This is a genomic window from Polaromonas sp. P2_G11 (assembly GCF_056403595.1).
On record NZ_JBFUFE010000001.1, the window covers coordinates 1,185,604 to 1,206,470 of the forward strand.

A 20,867-nucleotide genomic window follows, 5' to 3' on the forward strand; every position below is an offset into this window, starting at 1 on the left:
GTCAAACCTCCACCTTGATGGGAATAGTGCGTTTCTTGTTGCCGCCGAACAGGCTGACATCGCTGGCGCCGTCGGAGCAGCCATTGCCGAAGGTAAAGCCGCAGCCGCCGCGCATGTCGAAAGCGTTTTCAGCGTATTCGCGGTGGGTGGTCGGGATCACAAAGCGGTCCTCGTAGTTGGCAATCGCCATGATGTGGTACATCTCCTCGACCTCGGCCACCGTCAGCCCGGCTTGCTCCAGCACCGCCAGGTTCTGCACCTGGTCCACATGTTTGCTGCGCTGGTAGGAACGCATGGCCAGCATGCGCTGCAGCGAACGGATCACCGGCGCCGTGTCGCCGGCGGTCAGCAGGTTGGCCAGGTACTGCACGGGAATGCGCATCTGCGCGATGTCGGGCAGCTCACCGTTCACGCCGATGTGGCCGGCATTGGCCGCCGAAGTGATGGGCGACAGCGGCGGCACGTACCAGACCATGGGCAGCGTGCGGTACTCGGGGTGCAGCGGCAGTGCCACCTTCCACTCCACCGCCATCTTGTAGACCGGGCTGCGGCGGGCGCCTTCGAGCCAGGCTTCGGGAATGCCGTCCTTGCGCGCCTGCTCAATCACCTTCGGATCGTTCGGGTCCAGGAAGATGTCGAGCTGGGCCTGGTACAGGTCCTTGTCGTCTTCCACGCTGGCCGCTTCCTGGATGCGGTCGGCGTCGTACAGCACCACACCGAGGTAACGGATGCGGCCCACGCAGGTTTCGCTGCAGACAGTCGGCTGGCCGGCTTCAATGCGCGGATAGCAGAAGGTGCATTTCTCGGCCTTGCCGCTTTTCCAGTTGTAATAGATTTTTTTGTACGGGCAGCCCGAGACACACATGCGCCAGCCGCGGCACTTGTCCTGGTCGATCAGCACGATGCCATCTTCCTCGCGCTTGTAGATCGAGCCGGAAGGGCAGGAAGCCACACAGGCCGGATTCAGGCAGTGCTCACACAGGCGCGGCAAATACATCATGAAGGTGTTTTCGAACTGCCCGACCATGTCTTTCTGGACCTGGTCAAAGTTCGCCAGGTTGGCGTCCTTGCTGCGCTTGGAAAATTCGCCGCCGAGGATCTCTTCCCAGTTCGGACCCCACTCGATTTTTTCCATGCGTTTGCCGGTGATCAGGCTGCGAGGCCGCGCCGTTGGCGCGGCTTTCATTTCTGGCGCTGACTGCAGATGGTCATAGTCGAAGGTGAAGGGCTCGTAATAGTCATCGATCTGCGGCATGTTCGGGTTGGAGAAGATGCGCATGAGCAGCTTCCACTTGCCGCCCTGACGCGGCTCGATGGAGCCGTCGGCCTTGCGCACCCAGCCGCCGTTCCACTTGTCCTGGTTTTCCCATTCTTTCGGGTAACCAATACCGGGTTTGGTTTCGACGTTGTTGAACCAGGCGTACTCCATGCCGGGCCGGCTGGTCCAGACGTTTTTGCAGGTGACCGAGCAGGTGTGGCAGCCAATGCACTTGTCCAGGTTGAGCACCATGCCGATTTGTGCGCGTACTTTCATGCTGCTTCTCCCATTTGCTGCACGGCGAACGCACGGTCGTCATCGCGCGGCGTGTCCAGCCAGTCGACCTTGCTCATCTTGCGCACCACGACAAATTCGTCGCGATTGGTGCCTATGGTTCCGTAGTAGTTGAAGCCGTAGGAGAGTTGCGCATACCCGCCGATCATGTGCGTCGGCTTGAGGACGATGCGCGTCACGGAGTTGTGGATGCCGCCACGCTGGCCGGTGATCTCCGAACCCGGGGTGTTGACGATTTTTTCCTGCGCGTGGTACATCATCACCATGCCGGGTTTGACACGCTGGCTGACGACAGCCCGCGCGGCAATTGCGCCGTTGACGTTGTAAGCCTCGATCCAGTCGTTGTCTTCCACGCCAATCAGCTTGGCGTCATCTTCACTGAGCCAGATGATGGGCCCGCCCCGGCTCAGCGTGAGCATCAACAGGTTGTCGGTGTACGTCGAGTGGATGCCCCACTTCTGGTGCGGCGTGATGAAGTTCAGTAATATTTCGGTGTTGCCGTTGGTACGAATACCGTGCACCCCGGCGGTGGCCTTCAGGTTCACCGGCGGCCGGTAGCTGGCCAAGCCCTCGCCGAAAGCCAGCATCCAAGGGTGGTCCTGGTAGAACTGCTGGCGGCCCGTGAGGGTGCGCCATGGGATCAGTTCATGCACGTTGGTGTAACCGGCGTTGTACGACACGGTTTCCGATTCGATGCCGCTCCAGGTCGGCGAACTAATGATCTTGCGCGGCTGGGCCTGGATGTCGCGGAAGCGGATCTTCTCGTCCTCACGGTGCAGCGCCAGATGGGTGTGCTCGCGGCCGGTCTGCTTGCCCAATGCCGCCCACGCTTTGACCGCCACATGGCCGTTGGTTTCGGGCGCGAGTTGCAACACCATTTCGCAGGCATCGATGTCGCTGTTGATACGCGGCATGCCCTGGGTCACGCCCGGTTCGGTGACCAAGCCGTTGAGTTCGCCGAGTTGCCGAACTTCGGTTTCGGTGTTCCAGGCAATGCCTTTGCCGCCGTTGCCCACCTTGTTGAGCAGGGGGCCCACGGCAGTGAATCGTTTGTAGACGTTGGGATAGTCGCGCTCGACGACCTGCATCTGGGGCGCCGTCTTGCCGGGCACCAGTTCGCACTCGCCACGCTTCCAGTCCTTGACTTCAAACGGCTGAGCCAGCTCGCCCGGGGTATCGTGCATCACCGGGGTCAGCACCATTTCCTTCTCCACGCCCAGATGCCCGTCGCACAGCTCGCTGAATTTTTTGGCGAAGCCCTTGTAGATTTCCCAGTCGCTTTTCGATTGCCACACCGGATCCACCGCGGTGGACAGCGGATGGATGAAGGGGTGCATGTCACTGGTGTTGAGGTCGTTCTTTTCGTACCAGGTTGCGGTCGGCAGCACGATGTCGGAGTACAGGCAGGTCGTACTCATGCGGAAGTCGAGCGTGACCAGCAGGTCCAGTTTTCCCTCGGGCGCCTTGTCATGCCACACCACCTCTTCGGGTTTGCCTTCTTCGGTTCCCAGATCCTTGCCCTGCACGCCGTTGTCTGTGCCGAGCAGGTGCTTGAGAAAGTACTCATGGCCCTTGCCCGACGAACCGATGATGTTGGAACGCCAGACAAACATGTTGCGCGGCCAGTTGTCCGGATGGTCCGGGTCCTCACAGCTCATCCTGAGCGAGCCATCCTTGAGCGACTTGACGACATAGTCCTTGGCATCCAGGCCAGCGGCCTGAGCATCCTTGACCACCTGCATCGGGTTGGTCTGCAATTGCGGTGCACTCGGCAACCAGCCCATGCGTTCGGCGCGCACGTTGTAATCGATCATGCTGCCGCCGTAGAGCTTCTTGTCGGCCAGTGGCGATAGCACCTCGTTCACGCCGAGCTTCTCGTAGCGCCACTGGTCGGTGTGCGCATAAAAGAAGCTGGTGGAGTTCATCTGCCGGGGTGGGCGGATCCAGTCAAGCGCGAAGGCCAACGGCGTCCAGCCGGTCTGCGGTCGCAGTTTCTCCTGGCCCACGTAGTGCGCCCAGCCACCCCCGCTCTTGCCGATGCAGCCGCACATCATCAGCATGTTGATGACGCTGCGGTAGTTCATGTCACTGTGGTACCAGTGGTTCATGCCGGCCCCGATGATGACCATGGACCGGCCTTCGGTCTTGTCGGCATTGTCGGCAAACTGGCGCGCGACGGCGATGATCTGGTCGCGTGGCACCCCTGTGATCTGCTCCTGCCAGGCCGGGGTGTAAGGGGTGTTGTCGTCAAAGTCGGCCGCAGCCAGCTCACCGGGCAAGCCGCGGGGAATGCCGTATTGCGCGACCTGCAGGTCGAAGACTGTCGCCACCAGGGCTGAGCGCTCCTCGCCGGCCTTGCCGAGCGAAATGCGCTGAACCGGAACCGTGCGCACCAGCACGTCACCCTGCTCGTTGTTGGGGAAGTGTTCATGGTGAATGCCACCGAAGTACGGAAAACCGACCTTGGCGCTGTCGGCACTGGGGGCATCGCCCTCCATCACCGACAGCTTGAGCGCGACCTCGTCACCCTGGCGTGCCTCTTTGGACTCCAGGTTCCACTGCCCGGCGTCGGCGCGGCCATCAGGACCCCAGCGAAAGCCGATGGCACCGTGCGGCAAGACGACCTTGCCCTGTGCGTCGAACGCCACGGTCTTCCACTCAGGATTGTTCGCCTGGCCGAGTTTGCCGTTGAAGTCGGACGCGCGCACATAACGGTCCGGCACCATGACGGTTTCGCCATTTTCAAGTTGGTGCTCCTTGAGCATCACCAGCATGGGCAGGTCGGTGTAACGGCGTGCGTAATGATCGAAGTAGGCAGAGCGCGGCTTGCCGTTGCCGCCGAAATAGAAGTCTTTCAGGATTACATGGCCCATGGCCATGGCGACCGCAGCATCGGTGCCCTGCTTGGGATGCAACCACAGGTCAGAGAGCTTGGCGACTTCGGAGTAGTCGGGCGTGATCGCCACGGTCTTGGTGCCCTTGTAGCGGACTTCGGTGAAGAAGTGCGCATCAGGGGTACGGGTCTGCGGCACGTTGGAGCCCCAGGCAATGATGAAGCCCGAGTTGTACCAATCGGCCGACTCCGGCACGTCAGTCTGCTCACCCCAGACCTGCGGGCTGGACGGAGGCAGGTCGCAGTACCAGTCGTAAAAACTCATGCACACGCCGCCTATCAGCGACAGGTAGCGCGAGCCGGCGGCGTAACTGACCATGGACATCGCCGGGATCGGCGAGAAGCCGATGATGCGGTCAGCACCGTGCCTCTTGATGGTATGGACGTTGGAGGCGACAATGATTTCATTGACTTCGTCCCAGCTGGAGCGGACAAATCCGCCGAGGCCACGCACACTCTGGTAGTCGCGCCGCTTGGCATCGTCCTGCACCACCGCCGCCCAGGCCTCGACCGGCGGCAGTGTCAACCGCGCTTCGCGCCAGTGCTTGAGCAGGCGTGCGCGCACCATGGGGTATTTGACGCGGTTCGCGCTGTACAGGTACCAGCTGTAGCTGGCGCCGCGCGAGCAGCCGCGCGGCTCGTGGTTGGGCATGTCCCAGCGCGTGCGCGGGTAGTCGGTCTGCTGGGTTTCCCAGGTGACGATGCCGCCCTTGACATAAATCTTCCATGAACACGAACCCGTGCAGTTGACGCCATGGGTGCTGCGCACGATCTTGTCGTGTGCCCAGCGGTTGCGGTAGGCGTCTTCCCAGGTTCGGTCTTCGGCAGTGGTGACACCGTGGCCCCCGGAGAAGGACTCCCTGGGGTTGGAAAAGTGACTCAGTCGATCAAGAAAGTGACTCATTTGTTTCTCCGTAAAGCGGTAAAAAGCGGGCTCAGCGTTCGCTCAGGGATTTTTGATCTCGGCGCCGCGGCGCAGGTAGAACCACCAGTTCAGCACCAGGCACAGCGCATAGAAGATGGCAAAGCCGTACATGGCGTTTTCCGGCGTGCCGGCCTTGATCTGCACGCCGATGACCACCGGGGCGATGAAGGCACCGTAGGCGGCGATGGCCGAGGTCCAGCCCAGTACCGGGCCGGCCTGCTGGCGGTCGAAGATGACGCCAATCGTGCGGAAGGTGGAGCCGTTGCCGATGCCGCTGGCAGCAAACAACACGACAAACAGCACCATGAAGAGCAGGAAGTACTGCTCGGGCGCATTCGACTTGTAGGCCAGCAGCATCACGTAGCCCACCGCAGCGGAAGCCAGCACCATCACGGCGGAGATGATCTGCGTCACGATGGAGCCACCGACCTTGTCCGAAACCCAGCCGCCCACAGGCCGGATCAGCGCGCCGACAAAGGGGCCTATCCAGGCAAAGGTCAGCGCCGACGGTGCGTGCGGATTTTTCAGCGTGTGCTGCATGACGCCAGCGGCGTCCGGCACGTGGCTGATGCCGAAGATCACAGTGATGGCCAGCGGCAGGGCCATCGAAAAACCGATGAAGGAGCCGAAAGTCACGATGTACAGCAGCGTCAGTGACCAGGTGTGTTTGTTGCTGAAGATCGCAAACTGCTTGGTGATGTTTTCTTTCATCGTGCCGAAGGCAGTGAGCTTGAGCACCAGCAAGGTGCTTGCCACAATCAAGGGCATGGCGATCCACATGTTGAGCAAGCCCAAGCCCGTGGGTTTGGGCAGGTAGAGGTACAGGCCAATGCCTGCCGGGACAAATGACAGCGTGTAGAGCCAGATGATTTTGAGAAAGGCCGGGATGGTGCCGCCAATGGCTGGAGAGACGGTCGTCAGGTTGTTCATGCCGAAATAGCAGATAGCCGACAACGGCACAAGCGACAGCAGCCAGGCAAAACCGGCGTTCTGGATCCAGGTGGGTGTGCCCGCCACAATCTTGCCGAAGATCCAGCCGCTGTCCTTGACCAGATTGGTCGACTCGCCTGCGAGGCCTCCAAACAGACCCAGGGTCATCACCAGCGGGATGACGATCTGCATGGTCGTCACGCCGAAATTGCCCAGTCCTGCATTCAGGCCGAGCGCCGTGCCCTGCAACCTCTTGGGAAAGAAGGTGCTGATGTTGGACATGGAGCTGGCGAAGTTTCCGCCACCCACCCCACACCACAAGGCCATCAGCTGGAAAGACCACAGCGGCCACTCGGGGTGCTGCAGCACGATGCCGGTGCCGATGGCCGGCGCCAGCAGCATCGAAGTTGTCAGGAAGATGGTGTTGCGCCCGCCTGCCAACCGGATCAGGAAGGAAGCCGGAATGCGCATGGTGGCGCCGGCCAGCCCCGCGATGGCTGTCAACGTGAACAGCTCGGCCTGGGTGAAGGGAAAGCCCAGGTTGAGCATCTGCACGGTGATGATGCCCCACATGCCCCAGACGGCAAAACCGCAAAGCAGGCTGGGCACGGAGATCCATAAGTTGCGGTAGGCAATGCGCTTTCCGGTGCTTTCCCAGAACTGCTCGTCCTCGGGACGCCAGTCGGTGATGTCGGCGCCGGAGGAGCGCGACTGAAGGGCTGGAATGGCCGTGCTTGCTGCAGACTTGGTGCTCATGATTTTTCCCTTGAAGAAGATGGCCGCATCAGGCCAATGCGCCGCTTGCGTTCGATCCCATGACTTCAGTGCGCCGCACTTCGGTCCAGTACATCCAGATCAGCGAGACCCAGACCACGCCATACATGAACATGAAGGCGCTCGAGCGGATGCCGGTGAGGTCCATCAGTCCTCCGAAGATGATGGGGAGCACAAAGCCACCCAAGCCGCCGGCCAGCCCGACAATGCCGCTGATCGCGCCGATGTTGGCGCCGTAGTCGTCGCTGATGTACTTGAAGACACTGGCCTTGCCGAAGGCCCAGGCAATGCCCAGGATGAACATGAGCGCGGTGAAGGTGTAGACGTTCAGCCCGATGTGGAAGGTGGCTGGACCGTTGACCGTGAGAATGGTGAAATCTGTTTGCGGGTAAGACAGCAGGAACAGGCAGACCCAGCTGACCCACATCACCCACCAGGTCACGCTGTGCGCGCCGTACTTGTCGGACAGAACGCCACCAAAAGCGCGCAGCACGCCGCCCGGCAATGAGAAGCAGGCTGCCAGCAGGGCTGCCACGCGGATGTCCAGGCCGAATTCACCCACGTAGTACTGCACCATCCAGAGCGACAGGGCCACATAGCCGCCGAACACGATGCTGTAGTACTGGCAATACTTGAGGACTTTCGGATCTTTCAGCGACTTGAGCTGATCACTGAACTTGACGTGGCTGGGCACCAGGTGCGAAGGATCGCTGTAGCTGAACAGCCAGAACAGCACCAACGCAGCCAGCATGATGACCGCGTACACCTGCGGCACCATGGCCCAGCCAAAAGCCACCAGCAGCACAGGCGCCACAAATTTATTGACGGCAGCGCCCGAGTTGCCGGCACCGTACACCCCCATGGCCATACCTTGGCGGCTTTTCGGGAACCAGCGCGCCACGTAAGGTGTTCCCACCGAGAAAGATCCACCGGCCAGGCCAACAAATAGGCCGATCACCAGGAAATGCCAGTAGACCGTGGCGTAACTCATGAGCCAGATGGCAGGCACCGTGGTGGCCATCAAGATCGCCATGACGATGCGTCCGCCGTAGCGGTCGGTCCAGATACCCAACGGTACGCGAATCAAGGAACCTGTCAGCACGGGTGTCGCCGCGAGCAGGCCGAACTCCGTGGCGTTGAGGTTCAACATCTTCTTGATCGGAATGCCGATCACGCCGAACATCATCCAGACCATGAAGCAGACGGTGAAGGCCAGTGTGCTGACAATCAGCACCGACCAGGCCTTCCTTGAATTACCGAGTTCAGAGCTCATGCATGTTTCTCCTGAGACATGGCATGACTGTCGGCGTTTAGCGCGCTGCTGAATATCCTTCTTCAGAACAGGCAGGCGGCATTAAAAAGACGACGTGGAACCTCGCCACCTCATCATGAAGAACTAGCGCCGGGTCAAACTGCCCCGGCCTTGATCTTTGTCAAGTCAGGTCGCGGCCAGCCGCGTAGACCGCGGCCTGCACGCGCGAGCTGAGCTGTAGTTTGCGCAGGATGTGCTGAACGTGAATCTTCACCGTGGTCTCGGCGATATCGAGCTTGCGGGCAATCACCTTGTTGCTGTCGCCATGCGCGATCAAGGCCAGGACCTCCCGCTCGCGGGCCGACAGCAGCGCAAGGGCCGAGTCGTTCTGCTCCGGCGCCAGCGCGCTCCCATTGCTGCTCGTTTCCACGGCAGCGACCTCGCCGGTCACGGGCAAAGGGGGCTTGGACCGGAAGGCCGCCACCAGCTTGGTCATCATTTCCGGGCTCACGACCGACTCGCCTTCCAGGACCTTGATGATGGATTCCGACAAATGGTCCAGCTCCACAGTTTTCAGCAGATAGCCGTCGGCTCCGGCTTGCAGCGCTGTGGCCAGATCCCCTTCGTTTTCGCTGACCGTCAGCATCAGGATGCGAGTGCCTGGCGCTGCGTCCTTGAGCGCCGCGATGCCATCCACACCAAGTACCCCCGGGAGATGATTGTCAAGCAGAATCAGGTCAGGTTTGCTGCGCGCTACGCAGCGCAATGCCTCGCCGATATCGCTGGCCTCGCCAGCCACGTCGAAACGGCCATCCTGCAACAGGAGCGCCACCAGCCCTCGGCGAAACAGGGTGTGGTCATCCACCACCAGCAATTCAATGGATTTCATTGAGGTCTCCCTGAGCTGCCGTACGAAGTGCTGCAGCTGGTGCCGGTGCCGTGGACTGCGCCGCCATGCCACCTCCGACCTCGGGATGAGGCGGCAATGTCAGCGTGACCGTAGTTCCTTGCCCCGCCGCGGAGACAACGTTCACTTCAGCACCAATACGCCCGGCACGCTCCCGCATGATGTTGAGACCCACATGTGACTCCCCCGGGTGCTTTTGGGTGTCGAAGCCGGCACCGTTGTCCCGCACCACAAAACGCCAACGTGCGCCTTTGACTACTTCCAGCTCGACTTGCGCGGCACCGGCATGCTTGCGCACATTCGACAGCGCCTCCTGCACCACATGCAGCACCTGAACCTGCACATCGGATGGCAGCGGCAGCCCTTGGCCATGGACCTGCAATTGCCCGGACAGCCCCGTCTGGCTCTGGAATTTCTGCAGTGTTTCCTGCAGCGCCTGCTCAATATCGTCAGTGTTGGTGCGCGTGCGGAAATGCACCAGCAATTCGCGGACGTCGCTGATGCTTTCGCGCAACCCAATGTCCAGTTCATCAAGAGCGCCTTGCATTTGCGAGGTCTGGCCCTTCTGTACGGCTGTTCGCAGCAACTGCACCTGGATCTTGAGAAAGGCCAATGACTGGGCAATCGAGTCGTGCAGGTTGCGCGCCAGCAGGGCGCGCTCCTCCGCGACCGCCGCCTCCCGGTCCAACGCGTCTGCACGCAAACCCTCCAGGGAACTGGCCAGGTGGCTGGCCAGTGCGTCCAGCAATTCGACTTCGTCGGCGCTCAGCAAAACAGGCGCGCGAAAGAACAGGTTGAATTCGCCGAGCAGGCGTTGCTGCAGCCGTATCGGCACACTGACCACGTTTTCGTACCCCACCTTGGCGCAATGGCGTACCGGCGCTTCATCGTGGCTGAGAATCGGGATCACGCGGGTACGCGCGTCCGGCCGCAGGTTGCCGCATGCACAGGCCCCGGCCAGCAGGCTGCGCTCTTCTTCCACGAGGTCTTGCGGAAAACAGTCGGAGGCCAGCATCAGATAACGCTGGTTGGCATCGTCGGACCAGCGGACTGTGGCGGCATCGGCCTTCATCACGGCGCGCACGCGCTGGGCAAAGCCGCGCGCCAGCTCGTCAATGCTGCCCGCCTGGGCCAGGAAAGCGCTGACCTTGTAGAGTGCCTCCAGTCGAACGCGCTGCGCCTCAATACGCCGTGTTTTGGTCTCGACCTTGGCTTCCAATCCTTCATAAAGCGATTGCAAGGTGGCCGCCATATGGTTAAAGCCGGCGGCCACCTGGCCAAATTCATCCACGGTGTCGACTTCGATGCGCGTCCTGAAATCCCCTGACTCCAGCTTCTGCAAACCTTGCCGGAGCTGCCCCAAGGGATTGATCACATACATGTAGCCGGTGTAAAGCATGATGACCGCCCCACCGATGGCCAAGGCCATCATCAGGAGCTGGAACAGGTTCAAGATGGCTGTCAGGCGGGACAGGTGTTGTTCGATCACCAGCACCAGGCGGTCGCTGGCTTCAACAAACTCGCCGCCGGCCTTCAGCAGGACCTGCGCCTGCGGGGCCGGCTCGGCCAGCCATAGCGGCCGCTGAGCAAGCCACAGGGACTCGACATCGGCAAAACGCTGGTGCACCTGGTCGTCCCACGGCACAAACAGCGGCCGGGACGGATCGCCCTCGCGCAACAGCGACAGACTCTCGTCAAACCGGGTCACCAGGCTCTGCCGCTCGGCACGCTCCACCCCCGCCTGCACCGCACTGGCCAGCCGCCAGGTTTGCATGCGCATACGCCCGGCCTCGTTGACCGCCGCAGCGCCTCCTTCAAGTTGCCAGGTCACCCACAGGGTCAACCCTATGGACGCCAGCGCGACGATCAGAAGGCTGGCACCTATGCGAATGAGTTTTTTGGACAGGGACGCCGTCTGTTGCATGTCACGAGCGTAACCCCGATCAGAGTGGCGCGCCACCCATGCCCTGGGCGTTGCTGCTAGGCCCTTGAGCCGTCCGCCATGGCATGCGGCCTGCGGGACACGGGCGACGGCGCCGCGCACTCGGCGCAGACCATACCGGCCAGCCGGTGCAGCGCCTGCCAGCCGTCGGCGGGCCAGTCAGGCTGCTTCAGGCCCTTGACGATGCCGTCGACCTTGTGGGCGGCGTGCAACAGATTGGACAAAGTGGTGTCACCGATCTGTGGCAGCACGCGCTCAAACAGTTTTTCCTTGATGCCCCAGACGCGGTTTTCGCGCAGCGCCATGGGCATGGGGCGCCCGGCGCTAATCGCATCTTTCACGCGCTTCATGCTGCGGATGTCTTCAGCCAGCGCCCAATGCACCAGCACTTCGGATTCGCCCTCGGACTGCAGGCCGTCGAGCATGCGCGCCACGCGCACCGACTGGCCGCCCAGTACAGCCTCAGAAAGCTTGAACACGTCGTAGCGCGCCACGTTGAGCACGGCGTTTTCCACCTGATCAAAACTCAGGGCGCTGTCGGGCTGTGCCGGGTACAACAGCCCCAGCTTCTGGATTTCCTGGTGCGCGGCCAGCAGGTTGCCTTCCACCCGGTCGGCAAAAAACTGCAGCGTGCGCTGGCCTTCTTCGCCGGCGGCCACGCGCTGGCCCTGCTGTTGCAGGCGCTGGGCAATCCACTGTGGCAGGCTGCGGCGGTCAATCGGGTCGAATTTGACGGTGACGCCGAAGCTTTCGAGCGCGCCGAACCACGCGCCCTTGGCCGTCATGCTGTCCAGCCGCGGCAGCATGACCAGAGTGAGGGTGGAGTCGTCGCCCTGTGCGCGTTCGGCGATTTGCTGCAACGCGACGGAGCCGTCTTTTCCAGGCTTGCCGCTGGGGATACGGATCTCGACGATCTGTTTATCAGCGAAAAGGCTGAGCGAACCGCCGCTGGCCAGCACCTCACTCCAGTCGAAATGCGCGCCGGCCACGGTGTGCACCGTGCGCTCGGTATAGCCCTGTTCGCGCGCCGCAGCGCGCAGCGCGTCGGCAAACTCCTGCACCAGCAGCGGCTCGTCGCCGTGCAGGGTGTACAGGCTTTTCAAGCCGCGCTTGAGGTGTTCCTGGAGTTGGGCAGGGGCCAGATTCATGAGGGGAGTTTAAAGCTTGGTGGTCGATAGCAGCAGGCTGGTCTCGGTGTTGGCAATGCCTTCGAGCAGACGGATGCGGCTCAGCACACGGTCAAAGGCTTCCAGGGTGTCGGCCTGCAGTTCGGCGACCATGTCCCAGCGGCCGTTGGTGGTGTGCAGTGCGCTCACGGCCGGGTCGCCCCGCAGGGCCGCGAGCACCGCGTCGGTGCGGTTGCCCTCAACCGCCACCGTCATGAAGGCGCGTATGCGGTGGCCCTCGGCCTGGGGTTTGAGGCGAACGGTGTAACCGGTGATGGTGCCGTCGACCTCCAGCTTGGCCAGCCGGTTTTGCACCGTGCCGCGTGAGACGCGCAAAACCTTGGCGATGGACGCGACCGAGGCCCGGGCGTCGTCCCGCAACAGGGAAAGCAATTGGCGGTCGGTATCGTCCATGCAGACATTTTATTGGCGAAATGCCAATAAATTCTGTCTATTTGATCAAGCAATACATGAATTTGATCAACTTACTGTCTTTTCTTTAGCGTGCTGGCTGCAGACAATGGAAATCAACATAAGACCCGGGAGCCCCATCATGGTTGACTACATTGGCATTGAAAGCATTCAGAAAATCGTCCGCCAGCGCGGCGCGGCCGCCTTTATCGAAGGCCTGGCCGGCGAGATCGAGCTGGACTATCGGCGCTGGAACGACTTTGACAAATCGGCGCGCCACGCCATCCACTCGCCCGACGGCGTGATCGAACTCATGCCCACCAGTGACGGGCATCAGTATTCCTTCAAGTACGTCAACGGCCACCCCAAAAATACCGAGCTGGGTTTGCTGACCGTCACCGCCTTCGGCGTGCTGGCCGATGTGGACACCGGCTACCCCTTGTTGCTGTCAGAGCTCACCATCACCACCGCACTGCGCACGGCAGCCATGTCGGCACTGGCCGCCAGGTGGATGGCCCGCCCCGGGAGCCGCGTGATGGCGATCATCGGCAACGGCGCGCAAAGCGAATTCCAGGCCATCGCCTTTCACCACATGCTGGGCATACGCGAGATGCGCCTGTTTGACATTGACGCGGCAGCCAGCGATAAACTGGCCCGTAACCTGCATGCGTTGGGGCTGCAGGGCCTGAGCGTGACGATTTGCCAGTCAGCGGACCAGGCCGTGCAAGGAGCCGACATCGTGACCACCATTACCGCCGACAAACGCAACGCCGTCATCCTGACTCCGGAGATGATCAAACCCGGCATGCACCTGAATGCCGTGGGAGGCGACTGCCCCGGCAAGACCGAGCTGCACGCCGACATCCTGCTGCGCAAGGACGCCCGCGTGGTGGTCGAGTTTGAGCCGCAGTCGCGCATCGAAGGCGAGATCCAGCAAATGCCCGAGGACTTCAAAGTGGCTGAATTTGCCGACGTGCTCAAGGGCACGGCCAAGGGGCGTGCATCGCCCCGGGAAGTCACGATTTTTGATTCGGTCGGTTTTGCGCTGGAAGACTATTCGGCCCTGCGCTATTTGCACAAGCTGCAACTGGCGGACGTTGCCAATCGCCGCCAGATCGACCTGGTGCCTCATCTTGACGACCCCAAAAACCTGTTCGGCCTGCTGACGCCCGCCGAATCGCCGACCGCCAAGGCGCCCCGCATGTCCCCCATACCTGAAATGGCACGTTGATGACCAAGTCTGTTGACCTGATTGGTGCCCCTACCGACATCGGCGCGGGCAGCCGCGGCGCCTCGATGGGGCCTGAAGCCTTGCGCGTGGCCGGCATCCGCGAAGCGTTGCACGGCCGCGGGCTCGAAGTTGTCGACACCGGCAACCTGGCCGGCCCCACCAATCCCTGGCTGCCGCCCGACGAGGGCTACCGGCACCTGGACGAGGTGGTCGCCTGGAACAAGGCGGTGCACGAAGCGATGTACCAGAGCCTCGCGGCCGGCCATCTGCCCATCCTGCTGGGCGGCGACCACTGCCTGGGCATTGGCTCGATCAGCGCGGTGGCGCGCTACTGCCGCGGCATCGGCAAGACGCTGCGCGTGCTCTGGCTGGATGCGCACACCGACTTCAACACCAACGCACTCACGCCCACCGGCAATGTGCACGGCATGCCGGTGGCGGTGCTGTGCGGCCACGGGCCGGCAGAGCTCACCAATATCGGCGGCATGGTGCCCGCCATGAGCCCCAAGGCGATACGGCAAATCGGCATCCGCAGCGTGGACGAGGGCGAAAAGCGCTTTGTGCGGCAAGAGGGCCTTGAGGTCTTCGACATGCGCTACATCGACGAGATGGGCATGCGCCACACCATGGAAAAAGCGCTGGCCGGCATGGACGCCAACACCCACCTGCATGTGAGCTTTGACGTCGATTTTCTGGACCCCTCCATCGCGCCGGGTGTGGACACCGCCATCAAAGGCGGCCCCACCTACCGCGAAGCCCAGCTGTGCATGGAGATGATTGCCGACACCGGTTTGCTCGGCTCGCTTGATGTGATGGAGCTGAACCCGGCACTGGACGTGCGCAACGGCACGGCCGAGGTGGCCGTGGACCTCATCGAGAGCCTGTTCGGCAAAAGCACACTGATGCGGGCCTGATGGGTTAGGGGCTTCAGAGTTCCGTCACCGCCGCCAGGCGGCGCATGATCTGCTGGACGACATCGCTTTGCATATCGCGGTACAGCAGGGCTTCTTCGGCCTCCTTTGCCAATACCGCCGACTCATTGAAGCTGATGTCGCGTTGCTGCATGATTTCAGTGTCGGGGATGAGTTCCTTGCCCGCCAGGGTACGCAGCTTGAAGCGAAAGCGCAGGCGCAGCTGAAACTCGCGCACCTGGCCCGAGGCATTGCGGCTCAGGATAACTTTTTCGCGCTGATCGCCCAGTGCATCGAGGATGACTTGCGCCTCATTGATCCTGCGGGCCTCGGTGATCACCTCCACTTTGCGCGTCGCCTGCAGTGAACGCCTGAGCTCCACCCCCAGCGGCGAAGTCTCGGCCAAGCCCGAATAAAGCGTAGTGAAGGCAAAGGTGGGCGCCTTGCGCAATGCGAAGCCGCATCCGCTCAGGCTCAGGGCGGCGGCTGAGGCCGACAGTGTGAGGAATGCGCGACGCTGCATGGCTGGCTTTCTGTGTGTTTTTTTGAAGCGGTCTCAATGACCTAAATGACGATGTTGACCAGCCGGCCTGGCACCACGATCACCTTCTTGGCGGGCGCACCCGCAGCCTGTTTGGTGAAAGCCTCCGACGCCAGCGCGGCGGCCTCGATGGTGGCCTTGTCGGCGCCGGCGGGAACAGTGACGGAGCCGCGCAGCTTGCCGTTGACCTGCAGCACCAGCTCGATCTCGTCCTGCTGAAGAGCGGCTGCGTCGACTTCGGGCCAGGGGGCATCGAGCAGTTCGCCGTGCCGCGCCGCGTAGCCGAGCTGTGACCAGAGCGCATGTGCCAGATGCGGCGTAGCCGGGTAGAGGCAGCGCAGCAGGATGCCGAAGCCTTCGTGCAGTGCAGCGACTGCGCCCGCAGACGAAGCACCTTTGAAGTCTTCCATGGCGTTGAGCAGCTTCATGTTGCCGGACACCACGGTGTTGTATTGCATGCGCTGGTAGTCGTAGTCAATCTGTTTGAGCACCGTGTGAATTTCCAGGCGCAGCGCTTTGGTCTCTTTGTCAAAAGTGGCCGTAGCCCCCGATACCTGTGCGCCATCAGCTCCTGAATTCATAGCATGAAGCTTGACACCGAAATTCCACACGCGACGCAGGAAGCGGTAGGAACCTTCGAGCGCGGCGTCGTTCCACTCCAGCGTGGTGTCGGGCGGCGCGGTGAACATGGTGTAGAGCCGGGCGGTGTCCGCGCCGTACTTTTCGATCAGGTCCTGCGGGTCGACGCCGTTGTTCTTGGACTTGGACATGGTCGTCCAGCCCTCGTAAGGCACGGGCAGGCCGTCGGCTTTGGACGTGGCGGAGATCACCTTGGCGTGCTCGTCGCGCACGATATCGAGCTCATGCGCCCAGAAGTACTGCTTGCCGGTGGTCACGCGCGAGAAGGCCTCGTTGAGCACCATGCCCTGCGTGAGCAGCTTGGTGAAAGGCTCGTCGACCTTCACCAGGCCCAGGTCACGCATCACCTTGGTCCAGAAACGGGCGTAAAGCAAATGCAGGATGGCGTGCTCGATACCGCCGATGTACTGGTCCATCGGCATCCAGTAGTTGGCGCCTTCGGCCACCATCTTGTCGCCGTTCTTCGGGTCGCAGTAGCGCATGAAGTACCAGGACGAATCGACAAAAGTGTCCATGGTGTCGGTCTCGCGGCGGCCGCGCTTGCCGCAGACGGGGCAGACCACACCGGCGTGAAAGCCCGCATGCTTGTGCAGCGGGTTACCCGAACCGTCCGGCACGCAGTCTTGCGGCAGCACCACGGGAAGGTCTTTTTCAGGCACCGGCACAGCGCCGTGCTCTTCGCAGTGGATGATGGGAATGGGTGTGCCCCAGTAGCGCTGGCGGCTCACGCCCCAATCGCGCAGGCGCCAAGTGGTCTTCTTCTCGCCCAGTCCCTTGGCGGCCAGATCGGCGGCCACGGCATCGACTGCGGCCTTGCAGCCCAGGCCGTCGTACTTGCCCGAATTGATGGTGACACCCTGCTGCTTGTCGCCGTACCAGTCGGCCCAGGCGTCCAGGCTGTAGGCCTGGCCCTTGACATCAACCACTTGCCTGATCGGCAGCTTGTATTTTTTGGCGAATTCGAAATCACGCTCGTCGTGCGCGGGCACGCCCATCACAGCGCCGTCGCCGTAACTCATGAGGACGTAGTTGCCGACCCAGACTTCAACTTTGTCGCCGGTGAGCGGATGCGTGACAAAGAGGCCCGTGGGCACGCCTTTTTTCTCCTGCGTGGCAAGCTCGGCTTCGGTCGTTCCGCCGGCCTTGCATTCTTCAATGAAGGCGGCGATTTTTGGATTGGACACGGCGGCGTGCTGCGCCAGCGGGTGCTCAGGCGCCACGGCGCAGAAGGTCACGCCCATGATGGTGTCGGCGCGCGTGGTGAAGACATACATCTTCCCCTCGCCGATCAGCTTGCCGGAGGCGTCCTGGATGTCGTGCGTGAACGCAAAGCGCACGCCTTCACTCTTGCCGATCCAGTTCTCCTGCATCAGCTTGACGCGTTCGGGCCAGCCGGGCAGCTTGTGGCTGACGCTGTCGAGCAGTTCGTCGGCGTACTGGGTGATCTTGAGGTAGTAGCCGGGGATCTCGCGCTTTTCCACCACTGCGCCGGTGCGCCAGCCCTTGCCGTCTATCACCTGCTCATTGGCCAGCACAGTCTGGTCGACCGGGTCCCAGTTCACGACCTGGGTCTTGCGGTAGGCGATGCCTTTTTCCAGCATCTTCAGAAAGAGCCACTGGTTCCACTTGTAGTAGCTCGCATCGCAGGTGGCGACTTCGCGGCTCCAGTCGATGGCCAGCCCCATCGCCTGCATCTGCTTTTTCATGTAAGCGATGTTGTCGTAGGTCCACTTTGCCGGCGGCACGCCGTTTTTCATGGCGGCGTTTTCAGCCGGCAGGCCGAAGGCGTCCCAGCCCATGGGCATCAACACGTTGTAGCCCTTCATGCGCAGGTGGCGCGTGAGCATGTCGTTGATGGTGTAGTTGCGCACGTGGCCCATGTGCAGCTTGCCGCTGGGGTAGGGCAACATGGAGCAAGCGTAGTACTTCTTGCGGCTGGCGTCTTCCGTCACGCGGTAGGCGTCGGCTGCGGTCCAGTGGGCTTGAGCGTCGCGCTCAACGTCGAGGTGGTTGTATTTGTCTTGCATGGAGAACCGGGAAGGCGAAACGGGATAACAAAATGGAAGCCGTGAAAGGCTCCGGCCCCGCCATGCGGGCCGCGCAGCCAAAGGGCGAATCCCCGATTTTAGATGCTGGGCGGCTCTGCGCAGGTTACCGGGCCGCCGCAGGGCTGGCAGCCGCGGACGGAACAGGATCCGCCACAAAGCCGATCCGGTTGAGCCCGGCTTTTTGCGCCACGCCCATGACTTCCACGACTTTCCCGTAAGGCACGGCTTCGTCGGCACGCAACTGCACTTCGGTGTCGGGATTCTGGCCGGCGGTTTCCGCCAACCGGCGGGCAAGCTCATCCAGGCCCAGGGGCTTGTCATTCAGGAAAGCCTGGCCAGCCCTGTCGACCACCAGGGTGACGAATTTCGGCGCATCGGCCGGCTTGGCCGCTTCGGTCTTCGGCAAGTCGAGCCGGATGGTGCTGGCCAGTAGCGGAGCTGTAATGATGAAAATGACCACCAGCACCAGCATCACGTCGACCAGCGGCGTGACGTTGATGTCACTCATGGGCTGCGGGCCCTGGGTGCGTTCGAGGCGGCCGAAAGCCATTAGCTAGCCCTTATGTGCGAGTAACTCGCGCAAATCGCGTGCAAAGCCTTCGAGGTCGGCCTCGATACGGCCGACGCGACGGCCGAAAATGTTGTACGCCAGCACGGCTGGAATCGCTACCGCCAGGCCTGCCGCCGTCATGATGAGCGCTTCGCCGACGGGGCCGGAGACCTTGTCGATGGTGATCTGGCCGGCTGAAGCGATGCCGACAAGTGCGTGGTAAATGCCCCAGACCGTACCCAGCAGCCCCACAAAGGGTGCGGTAGAACCGACGGTAGCCAGCAGCACCTGGCCGAACTGCAGCTTGTCCAGGATGTCATGAAGGGCGTCGCGCAACACGCGGGTAAGTTGCTGGGACTTGTCACCCGCCGACGCCAGCGTACCGCCGGCCTGGATGTCCGTGGCAACAATGAGAGGCAACACCAGCGCCTCGCGGTCGAAGGCGGCCACTTTCTCCCGGGCTTGTTCTACAGAGGTCGATTGCCAGAAAGCAGCGGTGCTGCGTGCCACGTCTTTGGCGGCACGCTGAAGCAGCCAGGCCTTCCACAGGATCACGACCCAACTCGCGACCGACATGGCCAGCAGCAAGGCCGCCACCAGCTGGCTGACGATGCCGCCCTGGGTCATCAGGCTGAAGAAGTCCATCAGGTTAAAGCCTCCGAAACTGCCGTGACCGGCACCGCATTCATTTTTTCAGACCCAGCACGTCAAACATGTCAAAAAGGCCGGTGGCGTGCGAATCGAGGTAGCGCGCGGCACGCAAGCTGCCCTGGGCATAGTTGGCCCTGCTGGATGACTTGTGGGAAATTTCGATGCGCTCGCCGGTGCCCAAGAACATCACAGTGTGATCACCCACCACGTCGCCGCCGCGCACGGCCGCAAAACCGATGGTCGACGGGTCGCGCTCGCCCGTCACGCCTTCGCGGGCATAGACGGCGCAATCCTTGAGATCGCGGCCCAGCGCACCGGCAATCACTTCACCCATCTTGAGTGCGGTGCCGGACGGGGCATCCACCTTGTGGCGGTGGTGCGCCTCGACGATTTCGATGTCATAGCCGGTAGAAAGGGCCTGAGCCGCCATCTCGAGCAGCTTGAGCGTGACGTTGACGCCTACGCTCATGTTCGGAGCCATGACGATGGCGATGTCTTTGGCCGCAGCGGCTATCTCGGCTTTCTGCGCGTCGGAAAATCCGGTAGTGCCGATCACCAGCTTGACGCCCAGCTCGCGGCAAGCCGCCAGATGGGCCAGCGTGCCTTCGGGACGGGTGAAATCAATCAGCACGCCGGAATCTTTCAGGCCCTGCCGAAGATCGGCATTGATCAAAACGCCGCTCATGCGTCCCGAAAACGCGGCGGCATCACTGCCGATGGCGGAACTGGAAGCCACATCGAGCGCACCGGTCAGCTGGCAGTCGGCACTGGCGCCGACGGCCTCAATCAGCATCTGGCCCATGCGGCCGCTGGCGCCCGCTACCGCGACCCGGTGCCGTCTGGCCTGGGTCGCCTGGATTGAGCCGGCCCCGCTCACTGTTTCGGGCTTTCGAGCGGCGGATAGGAGGCAGACGGAGAGCCCGCTGGCGCACTGGTGGGCGCCGAAGTGGCTGCTGCCGGATTGGCTTTGACCTTTGTGGAAGCCTTGGTGAGCTGCTCTTCGGTGGCTTCCAGCACGGGCACATCGCCCAGTTTGCGTCGGTTGCCCAGTTTGGCAATGAATTCGGTCTCGCTCGGCATGGCGTCGCCTTCAAAGCGCTCCAGCTGGTCACCCTTGAAAAACACGGTGTATTTGTACGACTGGGGCTCCACGCCCTGGCGCTTCAGCGTAAAGACGTAATCCCAGCGGTCGCCATGAAACAGGCTGGCCATCAGAGGCGTTCCCATGATGGCCTTGACCTGTTCACGCGTCATGCCGGGGCGAAGCAGCTCAACTTGCTCCCTGGAGACAAAATTGCCCTGAATGACGTCCACCTTGTAGGGCGTGACCCAGTTGACCGGGTTGATCGAACTGCTGCTCATGTTGCTCAGGCTGCTGCAGGACGCCAGCACCGTGCAGGCCAGGAGCAGGAAAGCGGTTTTGGCGCTGTAACGATGATTTGCAGGCATGGCTGACATAGTGAGGGGGTGTAGCGATATGATCGTTCATTGTAGCGGCTGGGGGCCCCCGGCCGGCACCTGCCCAGAAGGGTCGCACCACCGCT

At 62.1% G+C, this 20,867-nt stretch carries 16 protein-coding genes; 2 read left to right on the forward strand and 14 right to left on the reverse strand.

Going from position 1 to position 20,867, the window contains the following annotated elements:
* Position 1 precedes the first annotated feature (1 nt).
* The 8 genes from narH to AC1DWQ_RS05790 all read right to left on the reverse strand — a co-directional run bounded on the left by narH (position 2) and on the right by AC1DWQ_RS05790 (position 12,755).
* Positions 2 to 1,534: a nitrate reductase subunit beta gene (narH, locus tag AC1DWQ_RS05755; protein WP_477668762.1), complete on the reverse strand. Its 1,533-nt coding sequence runs from the start codon at positions 1,532 to 1,534 to the stop codon at positions 2 to 4.
* The gene (locus AC1DWQ_RS05760; protein WP_477668763.1) at positions 1,531 to 5,349 is read right to left on the reverse strand and encodes a nitrate reductase subunit alpha; all 3,819 of its coding nucleotides are present in this window, start codon (positions 5,347 to 5,349) and stop codon (positions 1,531 to 1,533) included. Before AC1DWQ_RS05760 ends, narH begins: the two co-directional genes overlap by 4 nt.
* A gap of 42 nt (positions 5,350 to 5,391) precedes the next feature.
* Complete coding sequence (locus AC1DWQ_RS05765; RefSeq protein ID WP_477668764.1) at positions 5,392 to 7,056, reverse strand: MFS transporter; 1,665 nt, start codon at positions 7,054 to 7,056, stop codon at positions 5,392 to 5,394.
* Between the two features lie 28 nt (positions 7,057 to 7,084).
* Positions 7,085 to 8,347 carry an MFS transporter gene (locus tag AC1DWQ_RS05770; RefSeq protein WP_477668765.1) on the reverse strand — a complete coding sequence of 421 codons (1,263 nt, stop codon included), beginning with the start codon at positions 8,345 to 8,347 and terminating at the stop codon, positions 7,085 to 7,087.
* A 160-nt stretch (positions 8,348 to 8,507) separates the two neighbouring features.
* Entirely contained in the window at positions 8,508 to 9,215 is a 708-nt protein-coding gene (locus AC1DWQ_RS05775) for a response regulator (protein ID WP_477668766.1), read from the reverse strand.
* Complete coding sequence (locus AC1DWQ_RS05780; protein ID WP_477668767.1) at positions 9,202 to 11,157, reverse strand: type IV pili methyl-accepting chemotaxis transducer N-terminal domain-containing protein; 1,956 nt, start codon at positions 11,155 to 11,157, stop codon at positions 9,202 to 9,204. Before AC1DWQ_RS05780 ends, AC1DWQ_RS05775 begins: the two co-directional genes overlap by 14 nt.
* A gap of 56 nt (positions 11,158 to 11,213) precedes the next feature.
* Positions 11,214 to 12,323, reverse strand: a complete 1,110-nt coding sequence (holA, locus tag AC1DWQ_RS05785) for a DNA polymerase III subunit delta (protein ID WP_477668768.1) — start codon at positions 12,321 to 12,323, stop codon at positions 11,214 to 11,216.
* A gap of 9 nt (positions 12,324 to 12,332) precedes the next feature.
* Positions 12,333 to 12,755, reverse strand: a complete 423-nt coding sequence (locus tag AC1DWQ_RS05790; protein ID WP_477668769.1) for an Lrp/AsnC family transcriptional regulator — start codon at positions 12,753 to 12,755, stop codon at positions 12,333 to 12,335.
* Between the two features lie 139 nt (positions 12,756 to 12,894).
* On the opposite strand from AC1DWQ_RS05790, the gene AC1DWQ_RS05795 reads away from it, so the two are divergent.
* Positions 12,895 to 13,983 carry an ornithine cyclodeaminase gene (locus AC1DWQ_RS05795; protein ID WP_477668770.1) on the forward strand — a complete coding sequence of 363 codons (1,089 nt, stop codon included), beginning with the start codon at positions 12,895 to 12,897 and terminating at the stop codon, positions 13,981 to 13,983.
* A complete protein-coding gene (rocF, locus tag AC1DWQ_RS05800) occupies positions 13,983 to 14,897 on the forward strand; it encodes an arginase (protein ID WP_477668771.1) in 915 nt (304 codons plus the stop codon). Before AC1DWQ_RS05795 ends, rocF begins: the two co-directional genes overlap by 1 nt.
* Before the next feature lie 13 nt (positions 14,898 to 14,910).
* Here the strand turns inward: rocF and AC1DWQ_RS05805 are convergent, their stop codons facing one another.
* The 6 genes from AC1DWQ_RS05805 to AC1DWQ_RS05830 form a co-directional block, all read right to left on the reverse strand.
* Positions 14,911 to 15,417, reverse strand: a complete 507-nt coding sequence (locus AC1DWQ_RS05805; RefSeq protein WP_477668772.1) for an LPS-assembly lipoprotein LptE — start codon at positions 15,415 to 15,417, stop codon at positions 14,911 to 14,913.
* A 41-nt stretch (positions 15,418 to 15,458) separates the two neighbouring features.
* On the reverse strand, positions 15,459 to 18,101 hold the full coding sequence (leuS, locus tag AC1DWQ_RS05810; protein ID WP_477668773.1) for a leucine--tRNA ligase: 2,643 nt from the start codon (positions 18,099 to 18,101) through the stop codon (positions 15,459 to 15,461).
* A 124-nt stretch (positions 18,102 to 18,225) separates the two neighbouring features.
* Positions 18,226 to 18,672 carry an ExbD/TolR family protein gene (locus tag AC1DWQ_RS05815; RefSeq protein ID WP_477668774.1) on the reverse strand — a complete coding sequence of 149 codons (447 nt, stop codon included), beginning with the start codon at positions 18,670 to 18,672 and terminating at the stop codon, positions 18,226 to 18,228.
* Positions 18,673 to 18,675: 3 nt separating this feature from the next.
* Positions 18,676 to 19,317: a MotA/TolQ/ExbB proton channel family protein gene (locus AC1DWQ_RS05820; RefSeq protein WP_477668775.1), complete on the reverse strand. Its 642-nt coding sequence runs from the start codon at positions 19,315 to 19,317 to the stop codon at positions 18,676 to 18,678.
* Positions 19,318 to 19,357: 40 nt separating this feature from the next.
* Positions 19,358 to 20,200, reverse strand: coding sequence for a 4-hydroxy-tetrahydrodipicolinate reductase (gene dapB, locus AC1DWQ_RS05825; RefSeq protein ID WP_477668776.1), 843 nt, complete (start codon positions 20,198 to 20,200; stop codon positions 19,358 to 19,360).
* Complete coding sequence (locus AC1DWQ_RS05830) at positions 20,197 to 20,772, reverse strand: outer membrane protein assembly factor BamE (RefSeq protein WP_477668777.1); 576 nt, start codon at positions 20,770 to 20,772, stop codon at positions 20,197 to 20,199. The genes dapB and AC1DWQ_RS05830 overlap by 4 nt, the downstream gene beginning before the upstream one ends.
* Positions 20,773 to 20,867 lie beyond the last annotated feature (95 nt).